The organism is Streptomyces sp. Mut1, assembly GCF_030719295.1.
Lineage (GTDB): Bacteria > Actinomycetota > Actinomycetes > Streptomycetales > Streptomycetaceae > Streptomyces > Streptomyces castrisilvae.
The window spans coordinates 524580-538761 of sequence record NZ_CP120997.1; the positions used below are offsets into that span (position 1 = coordinate 524580).

Annotated in this window: 12 protein-coding genes and 1 pseudogene; 9 read left to right on the forward strand and 4 right to left on the reverse strand. The window is 73.2% G+C overall.

What is annotated here, in order from left to right; all coding sequences use genetic code 11:
• The first annotated feature begins 53 nt into the window (after positions 1-53).
• Together P8A18_RS01965 and P8A18_RS01970 are read left to right on the forward strand one after the other, a co-directional pair.
• Positions 54-1898, forward strand: a complete 1845-nt coding sequence (locus tag P8A18_RS01965) for a N,N-dimethylformamidase beta subunit family domain-containing protein (protein WP_306060620.1) — start codon at positions 54-56, stop codon at positions 1896-1898.
• Positions 1899-1952: 54 nt separating this feature from the next.
• Positions 1953-2813, forward strand: a complete 861-nt coding sequence (locus tag P8A18_RS01970; protein WP_306051172.1) for a hypothetical protein — start codon at positions 1953-1955, stop codon at positions 2811-2813.
• On the opposite strand, the gene P8A18_RS01975 is transcribed toward P8A18_RS01970, so the two are convergent.
• Positions 2788-3441 (reverse strand): hypothetical protein, encoded by a 654-nt coding sequence (locus P8A18_RS01975; RefSeq protein WP_306051174.1) that lies wholly within the window; start codon positions 3439-3441, stop codon positions 2788-2790. The two genes, P8A18_RS01970 and P8A18_RS01975, sit on opposite strands and share 26 nt — an antisense overlap.
• 269 nt (positions 3442-3710) lie before the next feature.
• Here P8A18_RS01975 and P8A18_RS01980 point away from each other — a divergent pair, with 269 nt between their 5' ends.
• A complete protein-coding gene (locus P8A18_RS01980; RefSeq protein WP_306051176.1) occupies positions 3711-4184 on the forward strand; it encodes a DUF6643 family protein in 474 nt (157 codons plus the stop codon).
• A 15-nt stretch (positions 4185-4199) separates the two neighbouring features.
• On the opposite strand, the gene P8A18_RS01985 is transcribed toward P8A18_RS01980, so the two are convergent.
• On the reverse strand, positions 4200-4385 hold the full coding sequence (locus P8A18_RS01985) for a hypothetical protein (protein WP_306051177.1): 186 nt from the start codon (positions 4383-4385) through the stop codon (positions 4200-4202).
• Positions 4386-4621: 236 nt separating this feature from the next.
• Between P8A18_RS01985 and P8A18_RS01990 the strand changes: the two genes are divergently transcribed.
• Both P8A18_RS01990 and P8A18_RS01995 read left to right on the forward strand, forming a co-directional pair.
• Positions 4622-5218 carry an Rv1733c family protein gene (locus tag P8A18_RS01990; protein WP_306051179.1) on the forward strand — a complete coding sequence of 199 codons (597 nt, stop codon included), beginning with the start codon at positions 4622-4624 and terminating at the stop codon, positions 5216-5218.
• A 220-nt stretch (positions 5219-5438) separates the two neighbouring features.
• A complete protein-coding gene (locus P8A18_RS01995) occupies positions 5439-7859 on the forward strand; it encodes a right-handed parallel beta-helix repeat-containing protein (protein WP_306051180.1) in 2421 nt (806 codons plus the stop codon).
• Here the strand turns inward: P8A18_RS01995 and P8A18_RS02000 are convergent.
• Positions 7832-10098, reverse strand: a pseudogene (locus tag P8A18_RS02000) (hypothetical protein); the annotation flags it as partial. The gene P8A18_RS01995 and the pseudogene P8A18_RS02000 overlap by 28 nt on opposite strands.
• Before the next feature lie 269 nt (positions 10099-10367).
• Here P8A18_RS02000 and P8A18_RS02005 point away from each other — a divergent pair.
• The 3 genes from P8A18_RS02005 to P8A18_RS02015 all read left to right on the forward strand — a co-directional run bounded on the left by P8A18_RS02005 (position 10368) and on the right by P8A18_RS02015 (position 12320).
• Entirely contained in the window at positions 10368-11210 is an 843-nt protein-coding gene (locus P8A18_RS02005; protein WP_306051181.1) for a DeoR/GlpR family DNA-binding transcription regulator, read from the forward strand.
• Positions 11211-11265: 55 nt separating this feature from the next.
• A complete protein-coding gene (locus tag P8A18_RS02010) occupies positions 11266-11718 on the forward strand; it encodes an SRPBCC family protein (protein ID WP_306051182.1) in 453 nt (150 codons plus the stop codon).
• Between the two features lie 122 nt (positions 11719-11840).
• Positions 11841-12320, forward strand: a complete 480-nt coding sequence (locus P8A18_RS02015) for an SRPBCC family protein (RefSeq protein WP_306051184.1) — start codon at positions 11841-11843, stop codon at positions 12318-12320.
• 10 nt (positions 12321-12330) lie between these two features.
• Here P8A18_RS02015 and cds1 read toward each other — a convergent pair whose 3' ends face one another.
• A complete protein-coding gene (gene cds1 / locus P8A18_RS02020; RefSeq protein WP_306051186.1) occupies positions 12331-13467 on the reverse strand; it encodes an L-cysteine desulfhydrase Cds1 in 1137 nt (378 codons plus the stop codon).
• A 228-nt stretch (positions 13468-13695) separates the two neighbouring features.
• On the opposite strand from cds1, the gene P8A18_RS02025 reads away from it, so the two are divergent.
• Positions 13696-14013, forward strand: a complete 318-nt coding sequence (locus P8A18_RS02025) for a hypothetical protein (protein WP_306051188.1) — start codon at positions 13696-13698, stop codon at positions 14011-14013.
• The last annotated feature ends 169 nt before the right edge of the window (positions 14014-14182 follow it).

Below are 14182 nucleotides of genomic sequence, written 5' to 3' on the forward strand. Positions count from 1 at the left end.
TCCCGCGTCCGACGGCCCACGCGGACACGACGTCCTGTGTCCAGGGCGGGAGCATGCGTTTCGGGGTGACCGCGGGCGACGGCACCCCGCTGACCGGTCATGTCGTCGTGACCGACGCCGTCGCGGGGCGTCCGATGGCCCGCGCGGTGGTGCGCGGGACCGAGTGGACGCTCGACATCCCGCGGCAGTGGCCCAGTTCGCTGTACGTGGCCCGCTTCCACGACGACCGCCCCGAGGAGCCGGAGCCCGAGCGGGACGCCGAACACGAGGTGTGGTTCGTCGTCCGCGCGGCGCGGCCCGCGGCCACCTCGTCGGTGCTCGTCTCCATCCCCTTCGCCACCTGGCGTGCCTACCACCGCGCGGGGCAGCCGGGCCGCAGCCTCTACTACGCCGAGGAGCCGGGCCGCGCCGCACGGGTGTCCTTCACCGATCCGGGGGGAGGTCCGCCGCCCGAGCGCTGGGAGGAACCGCTGCTGCGCTGGCTCCCCGGGGCGGGATACCCGGTCGAGTTCTGCTCCGGCCTCGATCTGGACGACGGCGGCGAACTCCTGTCCTCCTACCGGCTACTGGTGGTCAACGGGCACGACGAGTACTGGTCGGCCGGGATGCGCGACAGCGTCGAGACCTTCGCCCGCAAGGGCGGCAACCTGGCCTTCTTCGCCGGAAATACGGCCTGGTGGCAGATGCGCCTGGAGGACGGGGGCCGCACGATGGTCTGCCACCGCGACGCCGCGGCCGACCCCGTCCGCGCCCTGGACCCGCGCCGCACCACCGTCGAGTGGTCCAGCTCGCCCGTCGACCGCCCCGAGAACTCCATGACCGGCGTCAGCTTCCGCAACGGCGCCGGTTCCTGGGGCGAGGGCATGGGCCTCATAGGCCGCGAGTCCTACACGGTGCGGTTCGCCGGTCACTGGGTCTTCGAAGGGACCGGGCTCCGCGACGGGGACACCTTCGCCCGGGGCGCCCTCGGGTACGAGACGGACGCCGCCGAACTCGACTGGTCGGCCGGTGTGCCCCGCGCCACGGGCCGCGACGGCACCCCGCGCTCCTTCGCCGTCCTCGCCACCGCCGACCTGCGTCACTGGCGCACGTACGGGCAGGGCGGCTGGGCCACCATGGGGGTCTTCCGGCTGGGCGCCGGCACGGTCTTCAACGCGGCCACCATCAACTGGGGGCGTGCGCTGGCCGATCCGGTCGTGGACCGGATCACCCGCAACGTGCTGGACCGGCTCGGCGGCAGGACTCCGCAGCCCTCCTGGCACACCGTCGGGCAGGCGCCCCGGCTGCGGGCGCTCGCCGCCTGCGAGGGGCTGCTCTTCGCCGTGGCCGAGGACGGCAGGACCCTGCTCCACCGTGAGCCGTCCGACCAGAACCTGCCGTGGTCCGTCTGCCCCGCGGCCCCGGGTGCCGCGCCCGAGATCCGGTGTCTGGCCGCCCCGCGTGAGGCGTGTCACCCGACGCCGCTGGCCCTGCTGGCCGTCGGCGCCGACGACCGGCTGTTCGTACGCGCTCCGGTGTCCGTGCCGGCCCCCTGGACCCCGGCGGGGAGGGTCCCGGCCGGGACGACGGCCCTGGCGATGTGCGACAACACGCTGTTCGCGGTGACCTCGCACGACGACACCCTGCACCACCGTCCGGCGCTCCGCCCCGACGCGCGGTGGACGGCGCTGGGCCCCGCGGGCAAGGCGTCCTCGCTGACCGTGCTCAACGCACGCCTGTACGCCGCCGGTCCCGACGGACTGCTCACCCGCCCGCCGGTCACCACCGACGCCCCCTTCACCCCGGCCGGTCCCTTCCCCTCCGCCAGAGCCCTCGCCTCGTACGCGGGGCGGCTGCTGGCGGCGACGCACGACGGTCTCCTCGTCAGCCATCCGCCGGAGTCCACGCCGGTGGTGTGAAAACGGGTGCGCGGGTTCCCCGGCCCCGGGGGCCCGGCTCCGTAGGGTCGGGTCATGGTCGCAAAGGAGCCGCACGTCCGCCGTACGTCGCTCGCCGGCGCCTTCGCCCCGCAACTGGCCTGGGACACACCGCGGCACGCCCGCAAGCGGGGCTTCGTCGTGGTCGGTGCCACGCAGCAGGGGCAGCCCCTGCTGCACACGGGGCCGGAACACCTGCGCCGGCGGCTGCGTCTGCTCAACGTCGTGGTGTCGCTCTCCTTCACGGCGGGAGGCGCCCTCTTCATGGCCGGTGCGCTGTTCTCGCAGACGCGCGCGCTCGCGCCCCTGACGTGCGGCGTGATCTACCTGCTCGGCGGCGTCGTGTTCGTGGCGGGAGGCTGGGCCTCGTTCCTGCAAGCTGTGAACGCCCGTGACCTCACCGGCGCCTCCGCGCCGGGCGAAGCCGCCGTCCGTGCCTGGCGCTGGTGGTCCTACGATCCGCTCTCCATCGGGTGGCTGGCGACCTTCGCGCTGCTGGCCGGGACCGTGGTGTTCGGCGTCGGCCTGGCGGACGCCTTTCTGCGGCACCTGTCGTCGGCGCAGTCCGACCGGCTCGTCTGGGCGCCGGACGCGATCGGATGCACGCTCTTCCTGATCTCGGGGCACCTCTCGCTGATCGAGGTCTGCCGGGGCAGGGCCCGCCTGCTGCCGCACGATCTGGGGTGGTGGATCGTCGTGGTCAACCAGACGGGCTCGGTGCTGTTCGCGGTGTCCGCCGCAGGCGCCTACGTCTGCCACGCGACGGACCGGGCGATCGACGCGGGGGTCGCCAACTGGGCGAGCGCGGTGGGCTCCGCGTGCTTCTGCGCCGCCGGGATCGCCCAGGCGTTCGAGCGCCCCGCGGCGCCGGTCAGGAGCGGGCGCCGGACTCGCTGATGTCCCGGTAGAGGTGGTCCATGAGTTCGCCGACCTCGCGCAGTTCCGCGCCGGGGTTCTCCGTGTCCCGCACCGCACCGCGCAGCCAGTCGGCGGTCGCCAGGGCGAGTGCGGTGGCGTCGTCCTCGCGCCCGTCGCTGAGCAGGCCCTCGATCGCGGAGCCCAGTCCGGCCAGCGTGGCGTCCGTGGTGGCCGGTGTCAGGTGCTCCCGCAGGCCCTCCGGGTACGGGGTCCGGGCCCTGGCCCGGCGTACCGCGTCAAGGACGGCGGGGTCGTCGCTGTACCGGTCCAGGTTGCCCATGAGTACGTAGATCCGCGCCATGTGCCGGGGCAGACCGGGATGGCGGTCGAGCCAGACCATCAGCTCTTTCTGGCCGCCCAGGTGATCGATGAGAGGGGTCAGCCTCTCCACGGTTTTGTTGGGCAGGTCCCAGCGGTGCGGCAGCAACTCGGCGACTTCGTCGGCGAGTCGTGCCTCTTCGTCCGGTGTGAGGGTGCCGGAGAGGAATCCGCCCACCAGTGGCATGTCCACTCCGAATCTGTCCGGCTCCTTCACAGATGTGCGCGAGGAGCCGTGTCGTCGGCGCAACAGTTCACCGGCACTCTTGAGGAGCGGCTTGTCGTGCACGGAACCTCCTGGTGGACGCCTTGGAGGGCGCTGCGGCAGTGGTGCGCCCCACTCTGCCGTCCACGTGTTGTCCTCGCGCGCCCGGTGGCCCGAATGAGTGCGATCTTCGGAGTCGGTATCGGGGCCCGCGGGCGTTACCGCGGAAAGGGCTCCGACAAAGGGAGCACCGCCGGGGTTTCAGCAGCTCAGACAGTCAAAAACTCAGTAAATCCGATGACCGGGAAATTGGGACTCCCCAATTGGCACATCGTGGGCTTAACTTAGGAGGCATGACCTCCCCCCGCTCCACCTACGGCGGCGGATACTACGCCGCGCCGTCGTTCCCCGATACTCCGATCTACGACTCTCTGGTCGCGGAGCGGGGCACCCCTCAGATCGCACCGATCCGAGTGCCTGCCGCGTACGACACCGGCAACAGCTACCTGCCGGCGCTTCCCGCGGCTCTCCCGGCGCTTCCCGCGGCGCCGTCCCAGCCCCAGCAGTCGTACGGCTACCCCCAGCCGGCGGCCCAGCAGGGCTACACCCCGATGCAGCCCGCGCAGCTGCAGCACGCGCCGGCGCCCTACATTCCGCAGCAGCCCGCCGGCGGCCGCGGGATGTACCAGGCGCCCCCGCAGCAGCAGCGTCCGGCCCCGGGCACGGGCTACGAGTCGATGCGCCCGGCGGCGCCGCGGCCCGCCCCCGCGCAGTCGCCGTACGAGGACCCGTACGGCCGCCCCTACCAGGGCGGCCGGGGCTACTAGGGCCTTTCGTCCGGGTCAGGCCGGGCCCGGGGACCCCTGCCGAAGGGGCGCTCCCTCCGCCCCGTGCTGAGCACCGTCCGCGTCCACCCGGTCGAAGCGCCGGCCGGGTACGCGGAGGGTGAGGCCGTCGTCGAGCCATGGGGACTCGACGGGGGCCGCCGCGGGATGCTGGTCGGCGCCGGGGTCACGGTCGTCACGCAACGCCCGCATCCCCGCTCTGCGTCCGCCCGCCGACCCTCTGGCGCGCGGCCGGCCTGCCGCCGCACGGCGACCCGCTCCGCGCCCGGCCGATTACGTCCTCGGAGCCGGGAACCCACGGCGGCCGGCGGCGCGTTGGTCGGAGTGGGGCCACGGGCTCCTCGCGGCCCCAACGTGTGGGCCGCACCGTACGGGGCAGGGCCGATACGGACGGAAGGGGGTGCGGGACCGTGCGAGCGATGACCGGTGTCTGGCGCTGGCGCCACAATCCGCTGCGCCGTGCCACGGACCGGGCCGAGGCGTGGCTGGCGCTGACGGCGTTTCTCCTGCTGGTGGTGGCGGCGCCGGCGCTCGGCTGGCTCTGCGGTGCGCGGACCGACGGCGCGCTCCAGGCGGCGGTGCGCGCCCAGCGAGCGGAGCGCCATCTCACCACCGCTGTCGTGGTGCGCCGGGTGGCCGCCTCCCGTCTCGGCGCCGACCCCGAGATATCCAGCGGCCGCGTCGCACAGACCGCTGTTGTCGCCCGGTGGCACGCACCGGACGGGACCACGCGCAGCACCGTGGTCTCGACCGACTCGCGCGACGCGAAGCCGGGGGCGAAGGTCCGCGTCTGGACCGACCGGAAGGGCAGCCCCGCGCTGCGGCCGATGGACGCGCCGACGGCGCACACCCATGCCGTGCTGGCCGGTTTCGGCGCCGCGATGCTGGCCGCCCTGCTGATCGAGTGCGGCCGGCGACTGATCGTCCGGCGCATGACCCGGCGGCGTTGTACGGAGCTCGACCGGGCCTGGGCAGCGGTCGGCCCCGACTGGGGAAGAACCGGCGCCGGAAGCTAGGGCGGGTCGTTTGGATCCAAACGAAACGCCCTATGCCGTGTCCGCAAAGTCCGCCGGGCGGATGCCGGGACCTGCGGATCGGGTCAACTCCCGCCCGCCGCGCGCGCTACGGTGGACCGGCCCGCCCGTCGCTCTCCGGCCGGCGGACCCCGGCTGGTCGCTGCCGCGAGGCCGGTGACACGGGCAACACACACGCACGAGGCGGGGGCACGACAGCGCCATGGCACAGGGCACGGTCCAGGTGACGCACACCGGCACATCGCGGTGGCGGCGCCGCACGGGCGAATACGCCTCCCTCACGGCTGCGCTGGAAGCAGCGGCGGACGGTGATGTGCTCACCGTCGCCCCCGGCACGTACCGGGAGAATCTGGTCATCGCCCGCGCCGTGACGCTGCGCGGTCCCGAGGGCTCCGTCGGTTCGGTGCGCATCGCCCCCGTCGACGGGGTGCCGCTGACGCTGCGCGCCTCCGCCGTCGTCCAGGACCTCCATGTGGAGGGACAGGACTCCGCAGCCCCCGCCCTGCTGATCGAGGAGGGCGCCCCGGAGATAGCGGACGTGCGGATCGTGACCCGCTCGGCCGCCGGTATCGAGGTGCGGGGTGCCGCCCGGCCCTCCGTGCGCCGCTGCACGGTCGACAATCCGGCGGGCGTCGGCATCGCCGTACTCGACGGCGCCGGCGGGGTGTTCGAGGAGTGCGAGGTCGTCTCGGCCGGTCAGTCCGGGTTCGCCGTGCGCGACGGCGGGCGCCCCCGGCTGGAGCGCTGCCGGGTCCACCACGCCTCGGGCGCCGGTCTGTCCGTCACCGGCGAGGGCAGTGCCCTGGAGGCCGTGGGCTGCGAGATTTACGAGATCAAGGGCAGCGGGATACAGGTGACCGCCCGCGGCTACGCCCATCTCACCGACTGCACGGTGCACCGCACATCGGCGGACGGAGTCACGCTGGACACCGACGCGGTGCTCACGCTGGCCGACTGCGACATCCACGACATCCCGGAGAACGCGGTGGACCTGCGTTCGCGGGCGGTGCTCACGCTGACCCGCTCGACGGTGCGCCGCTTCGGCCGCAACGGGCTCTCCGTCTGGGACCCCGGCACCCGGGTCGACGCCAACCAGTGCGAGATCCACGACAGTACGGGCGACTACCCGGCGGTCTGGGTCAGCGACGGGGCCACGGTGATACTGGACTCCTGCCGCGTCCACGACGTGCCGGACGCCCTGTTCGTCCTCGACCGGGGTTCGCGCGCCGATGTCGTGGACAGCGATCTCTCCCAGGTCCGCAACACGGCGGTGTCGGTCAGCGACGGGGCGACCGCGCAGCTCGACGACTGCCGCATCCGGGAGGCGTCGACCGGCGCCTGGTTCCGGGACCACGGAAGCGGCGGCACGCTCAACAACTGCACCATCGACGCGGCGCAGACCGGCGTGATCGTCACCAAGGGCGCCGACCCGGTGATCGAACGCTGCACGGTGACCTCGCCCGCCGAGGCCGGCTTCTATGTCTCGGCCGAGGGCCGGGGCACGTTCAACGGCTGCCGGGTCACGGGCAGCGAAGGGTACGGCTTCCATGTGATGGAGGGCTGCCGGACGACGCTGACCCGGTGCCGCACCGAGCGCTGCGCCCGCGGCGGCTACGAGTTCCCCGAGAACACGGGGCAGGGGGGCGGTCCGGCCGTGGAGGACTGCACCAGCGACGAGAGCGGTCTGCGGACCGCCACTCCCCCGCCGGCCACCGTCCTGACGGCGACGCAGTCGACCCCGGGGCTGCTCGGATCGGTCCCCTCGCCGCGCCCCGTGGAACCGCCCGCGGTGGCGGCGCCGGCCGAGCCCTCGCGCACCTCCGGGGAGGTCCTGGGCGAGCTGGACGCGCTGGTCGGGCTCGACAGCGTCAAGCGCGAGGTGCGGGCCCTCACCGACATGATCGAGGTGGGGCGCAGGCGCCGGGAGGCGGGTCTGAAGGCGGCGTCGGTCCGCCGCCATCTCGTCTTCACCGGCTCCCCCGGTACCGGCAAGACCACGGTGGCCCGGCTGTACGGCGAGATCCTGGCCTCGCTCGGGGTGCTGGAGCGGGGACACCTGGTCGAGGTGTCCCGGGTCGACCTGGTCGGTGAGCACATCGGTTCCACCGCCATCCGCACCCAGGAGGCGTTCGACCGGGCGCGCGGCGGGGTTCTGTTCGTCGACGAGGCGTACGCGCTGTCCCCCGAGGACTCCGGCCGGGACTTCGGCCGGGAGGCCATCGACACGCTGGTGAAGCTGATGGAGGACCACCGGGACGCCGTGGTCGTCATCGTCGCCGGGTACACCCACGAGATGGAGCGGTTCCTCACCGTCAACCCCGGGGTGGCGTCCCGCTTCTCCCGGACCATCACCTTCAGCGACTACGACCCCGCCGAGCTGCTGCGGATCGTCGAGCAGCAGACCCGGGAGCAGGAGTACAGCCTGGCGTCCGGGACGGGTGAGGCGCTGCTGAAGTACTTCTCGGAGCTGCCGAAGGGCCCGGCCTTCGGCAACGGGCGCACCGCTCGCCAGACCTTCGAGTCGATGGTCGAGCGGCACGCCGGCCGGGTCGCCCAGCTCGCCGATCCGAGCACGGACGATCTCACTCTGCTGTATCCGGAGGACCTCCCGGAGCTGCCCTGACGTCCTCGCGCGGCTGGTCGGCCTGGTGGGGCAGGACGGGGCCGAGCCGTTCCAGGAGCGCGGCGCGTTCCTCGGCGAAGACGGGGTCGGCCTGGTAGTCGCCGTGGCCGAGCACCGGCTCGGGCAGCGGGTGCTCGGGCGTCCGCCCGTAGACCAGCGGGTCCTTGAGCGGGCCGCGGTCCACCTCGGGACCGGACTCCCGGCCGAGCCTGATCTCGCCGCCGATGGGGTCGGTGGCCCGCCACAGATTGCGCCAGCAGTGCACCGAGCGGTGCAGCCCGTGGAGCTGTCCGGGCCCGAAGTAGGCGGGGAACCATCGCGCGTAGAGGCGCTCGATCGGTGATCCGTAGGTGAGCAGGGCGACTTGGGCGCGGGTCCTGGCGGGGAGCTGCCAGACCGCGGACGCGGCGAGGACGCTGCCCTGGGAGTGGCCGGAGATGACGAGGCGGCCGCGGGTGCGGGCGGTCCAGCCGGACATGCGGGACGCCAGGTCGGGCACTGCGCGCTCCGCGTAGCAGGGCGGGGCGAAGGGGTGGGCGGCGCGCGGCCAGAAGGTGCCGACGTCCCAGAGGATGCCGATCGTGCGCCGGGCGGAGGCGTCGCGGTAGGCGCGCCGGCCGCAGGCGACGAAGACGAGGAAGCCGAAGCCCACGAGCCAGGAGCCGGTGGACTGGGCCGCCTCGGCCACCGATTCCACGAACGGGCTACTGCCGTCCAGGGCGAGCCCCGGTACCTCTCCGGTGGCCCAGGCCCCGGCCACGGCCCCCGCGCCGAGCAGCAGGGTGGCGCCGGAGACCAGGCCCACCATGCCGGGCGCCGAGTCGGTGAGCGCGGCCGTGGCCCGGATGCGGGCGATCCGCTCGGTCCGCGACGGGTCGGGGCATGTCTCCCCGTACTCCTCGTCGATCACCGGTCCCAGCCGGCGGGCGGCCAGCCACGTCCGTACGCCGAGCACGAGGGCCGGCACCAGGAGCAGTACGAGGAGGACGGGGATGACGGAGGCCTGCCAGCTGAGCAGGACCGGTGGGCCCTCTATGAGGGCGCCGCGCCCCATGCCGGGGCTGCCGGGTCCGTCGAGCCAGTCGGCGACGCGCTGGGCGACACCCCCCGTCATCACACCGCCGAGCGCGCACGCGAGCATCGCGACGGCGGGTCCGCCGAGGCCGCGCATCACGGTGCGGGGCTCGGGGCAGCGCCGGTACAGGTCGAGGGAGACCACGGCGAGCAGGACGACGAGTACGCCCTGGGCGAGGGTGACCGCGGGGAACGTGAAGTCGCCGGGGAGCGTGCCCGATGAGGCCCAGCCGGGGCGCGACCAGGCGGCGTGCACGGCGGCGAGCACGAGGAGGGCGAGGGCGGTGCCGGGGAGGCAGGTGATGACGGCCCGGTCGAGCCGGTTGTCGAGGCGCCGTTCGCTGCGGCCCCTGCGGCAGATCACCCAGAGCACGACGATCGCGCCGAGGACGAGCGCCGCCTCGATCAGCCGTCCGAACACGGCGGGTACGGGTCCGGTGACCGCGCGGTCGTGACGGGCGGCGGCGCCGGTGACGGAGGCGGTGACGGTCAGGAAGCCGGCGGCGGTGTGGGCGGCGCGCAGCCGGGCGACGAGCCTGCGGCCGTACCAGAATCCCGGCCGCCCCAGTGCGGGGCGCATGGGCTCCGGGGCGGGAGTCCCGTCGTCGTCGGGGTCGGGCTCGGTCAGCGGCCGCTGGGACTCGTAGGCGCTCCAGGTCCGGTTGGACAGGAACCAGAGCAGCCCGACCAGCGCGGTGGGCACCAGCGCGGCCAGGGCGAGGCGGCGGCCGGGCTGGGACCACCAGCCGCCCTGCGCCGCGGAGAGGAAGCCCAGCCAGGACCGCCGGCCGGAGCAGTCGGGGACGCCCGCGCACTGCCAGGCGGTGAGGTCGAGGGCGACTTCGCAGGCGGCGGCGGTCAGCAGCACGGTGAGGCTGAGCGCGATGAGCCGCACGAGGACCCCGTACAGCCGGATCGCGCGGGGGCGGCGCCGGGCGGTGGGGCGCATCCAGTGGGCGAGGTTGACCACCATGAACGGCAGGAGCAGCAGCCACAGCGCGCGGGAGCCGTTGCCCGAGGTGAGGTTGGACCAGCAGTAGGCCTCCGCGATGGGCTCCTCGCGGTACCGCTCGGGGTGCTGTTCGGCGTCGACGTCGGCGGAGCGCCGGTAGATGGCCGCGGTGGTGTCCCCGGTGACGCGGACCGTGCGCGGCTCGACGAGCATTTCCTGGGGGGCGGTGCCGCCCACCCCGTGTACCAGTAATTCGAGTGCGGGCCCGGTGGCACGTGGGGGCTCGGTGGGAGGTGGCACGGCGACTCGCTCTCGCAGGGGGAAAGGCGGCTGATGCCCGGTCACCGCGCTCGCGGCGGGGCCCGGGTGGCCGCGTCCTTCCTACCGAATCTCCCCCGTGCGCCGCCATGCGACACCGCGTGGCAGGATGACACCGTCGATACGGACTCCTGTACGGCCAGAGGGAAGGGCAAGGCCCGGCGTTGAGCGAGAATCAGAATCTGCTCGCGGAGCAGCGGCGTGCGCTGATCCTGGACGAGGTGCGCCGGCGGGGCGGGGTGCGGGTCAATGAGCTGACCCGGCGGCTGAACGTCTCCGACATGACCGTGCGCCGGGATCTGGACGCCCTGGCCCGGCAGGGTGTGATCGAGAAGGTGCACGGCGGTGCTGTCCCGGTCGTCGAGGCGAGCACGCACGAGCCCGGTTTCGAGGCGAAGTCGACGCTGGAGCTGACCGCCAAGGAGGACATCGCCCGCGCGGCGGCCGCGATGGCCGTGCCCGGCAGTGCGATCGCCCTGTCCGGCGGCACCACGACGTACGCGCTGGCGCAGCATCTGCTGGACGTGCCGGAGCTGACCGTGGTGACGAATTCGGTGCGGGTCGCCGATGTGTTCCACGCGGCGCAGCGGCCGGGTGGCCCGGGGGGCCGGCCGGGGGCGGCGACGGTCGTGCTCACGGGTGGGGTGCGTACGCCGTCCGATTCGCTGGTCGGCCCGGTCGCGGACCGGGCGATCGCCTCGCTCCACTTCGATGTGCTCTTCCTCGGCGTCCACGGGATCTCGGTGGAGGCGGGACTGTCCACGCCGAATCTCGCGGAGGCGGAGACGAACCGCCGGTTCGTGCAGTCGGCGCGGCGGGTGGTGGTGGTCGCCGACCACACGAAGTGGGGGACGGTGGGGCTCAGCTCGTTCGCCTCGCTGGACGAGGTGAGCACGCTCGTGACGGACGCGGGCCTGTCCGCGGGCGCCCGCGAGGAGATCGAGGAGCGTCTGCCCGGTCTGCTGGTCGCGGGCCGGGGCGGGAGCGAAGAGCCCGCCGAAGGCTGAGGACGCGGGATTCCGCTCCGCTCGCGACGGACCTGTCACGGCCTAGGATCGTGGTGTGGCCGTCTTCCGGATCGAGCGTTTCACCCCGTTGCCCGCAGCCGAGTCCTGGCGCCGGGTGACGGACTGGGAGAGGCATGCCGCGCTGGTGCCGCTGACGTCGATCACGGTGCCGACGGGGCTGCCGAACCGGGTCGGGACGGTGTTCGTGGCGCGGACCGGAGTGGGGCCGCTGGCGTTCGACGATCCGATGGAAGTGGTCCGCTGGTCGCCGCCGGCCGGGGGCCGGGCGGGCATGTGCCGGCTGGAGAAGCGCGGCCGGGTGGTGCTGGGCCGGGCGTCGATCGACGTGTATCCGAACCGGGCCGGCTCCCATGTGGTGTGGGTGGAGGAGATGAGCGTGCGGCTGCTGCCGCGCTGGGCCGACCCGGTGATCGCCGGTGCGGGCCGCCGGGTCTTCGGCCGGGTGCTCGACTCCGTACTGGACCAGCCGGCCGGGCGGTACGGCTGAGGGTGCACGGCCGCCCCGGCACCGGTCCGGGATCGGCACATGTCCGGTACGGGTAAGGACATCTGACGGGTAGCCAGCTATGGTGTGCGCCGTTGCCGTCGGCCGTTCGGGAGGTGCGATCCATGGCACATCGTCTTCGCTCCGAGAGCCTCGGTTTCGCCCGGGTCGCTCCGGTGCGGCTCGTCTTCACCGCCGAGGTGTCCGCTCCCCCGGATGTGGTGTACCGGGCGCTCGCCGACGATGTCGAGGGCTGGCCGGCCTGGTTCACCGCCGTGACGGCCGCCGTGCCCGTGGAGGCGGGGGCAGGACGCGAGGTACGGCTGCGGGGCGGGATCACGTTCCGCGAGACGGTCATCGCGACGGAGCCCGGCGAGCGGTACGCGTACCGGGTGGACACCACCAACGCCCCCGGGATGAAGGCGCTGGTGGAGGAGTGGCGGCTGACCCCCGCCGGTACCGGTACCCAGGTGCGGTGGACGTTCGCCGCCGACGGCTCGCCGCTGTTCCGGTTCGTCCTGCGGCGGGCCCGGCGGGCAGTGGGCCGCTCGTTCCGGGACGCGGTGCGCGACCTCGGCCGGCGGCTGGCGGCGGCGCCCGCCTGACCGCCGGTGTTCAGGCCTCCGGCCAGCTTCCGGTGATCAGGAAGTGGTCGATGGTCCGGGTGTACGGGGCGATGTCCAGGCCCTGCGCGGCCAGCCAGGAGTCGGAGTAGTACTTGTCGAGGTAGCGGTCGCCGGGGTCGCAGAACAGGGTGACGACGCTGCCTCCCTCGCCCCGGGCGACCATCTCGGCGACCAGTTTGAACGCGCTCCACAGCCCGGTGCCGGTGGAGCCGCCCGCCTTGCGCCCGATGGCCCGCTCCAGTGCGCGCACGGCCGCGACGCTCGCCGCGTCCGGGACCTTCATCATCCGGTCGATGGCGCCGGGAACGAAGCTCGGTTCCATGCGCGGCCGGCCGATGCCCTCGATGCGTGAGCCACAGTCGCTGGTGGCGAGCGGGTCGTGGTGGGTCCAGCCGTCGAAGAAGCAGGAGTTCTCCGGGTCGGGCACACAGATCCGGGTGTCGTGCTGCATGTAGTGCACGTAGCGGGCGATGGTCGCCGATGTGCCGCCGGTGCCGGCGGTGGCGACGATCCAGGTGGGCTCCGGATACCGTTCGAGCCTCAGCTGCTGGTAGATCGACTCCGCGATGTTGTTGTTGCCCCGCCAGTCGGTGGCCCGCTCGGCGTAGGTGAACTGATCCATGTAGTGACCGCCGCCCTCCGCGGCGAGCCGTGCGGACTCCTCGTAGATCAGGCGCGAGTCGTCGACGAAGTGGCAGCGCCCGCCGTGGAATTCGATGAGCCGGCACTTCTCCGGGCTGGTGGTCCGGGGCATCACGGCGATGAACGGCACCCCGATCAGTTTGGCGAAGTACGCCTCCGAGACGGCGGTGGAACCGCTCGATGCCTCGATGACCGGTTTGCCCGGCCGGATCCAGCCGTTGCAGAGCCCGTAGAGGAACAGCGAACGCGCCAGCCGGTGTTTGAGGCTGCCCGTGGGGTGGGTGGACTCGTCCTTGAGGTAGAGGTCGATACCCCACGTCTCGGGCAGCGGGAAACGCAGCAGATGGGTGTCGGCGGAGCGGTTGGCGTCGGCCTGGACCTTGCGGACGGCCTCCTTGAGCCAGGCGCGGTAGGCCGGGTCGGATCGGTCGATGTCGACGGTTGCCACGGCGTCGCCGCCGTGCCCGTGCTCGCTGGTGTCCATCTGCGCGCCTCTCCTCGTGCGACCCGGTCTGGGCGGGGCCCACGATATGCCCCCCACCTGCGCAAACGTTGACTTTGATGGTCCATAGGGCTGCCTTGGTGTCACGGGCGGGCGCAGGCGGTGCCACTCGGCGCGAATACGCCGTTTATCCACGGTCCCGCTCTGGTGCACCGGGTCCGAGATGGGCACACTTCGTCTCAGAGGCATGTTGAAGGGGGCGAAGGGGCCATGTCCGAAACGGAGTTCAGTGCCACGGGTGTACGTATCGACCGTTGGGCGCGCTCGGTCACCAGGGCCGGGCAGGTGACCGTCAAGGACGGCCGGGTGGCCCTTCTGACGAGCTACGGGCGCGAGATCGACAGTGCGCCGGTGGGGACGGTGAGCGCGGGCAGACCGTGGTTCGCGGGTGCGGACGCGACGGTGGCGCGGGTCAACGGGACGCGGTACCGGCTGACGATGCGGCGGCCCGACGGCAAACCCGGTGACGAGCCTCCCGCACACCGGTTCCTGGCGGCGTTGTACAGCGCGGGGGGCCGGCGGGGCTGACGGAGCGGGGGCGGGGCGGAGCGGGGCGGGCCCGCGGGGAAACCGCGAGTTGCGGACCGGTATGCGCTGAGCGACATTGGAGTCACGTCACTCATGGTGTACCGGCGGTGACACTGTGACCCAGGCCGCCGGGCCCGGACTCAGCAGCGAGCCATGTGCTGGATCCGTT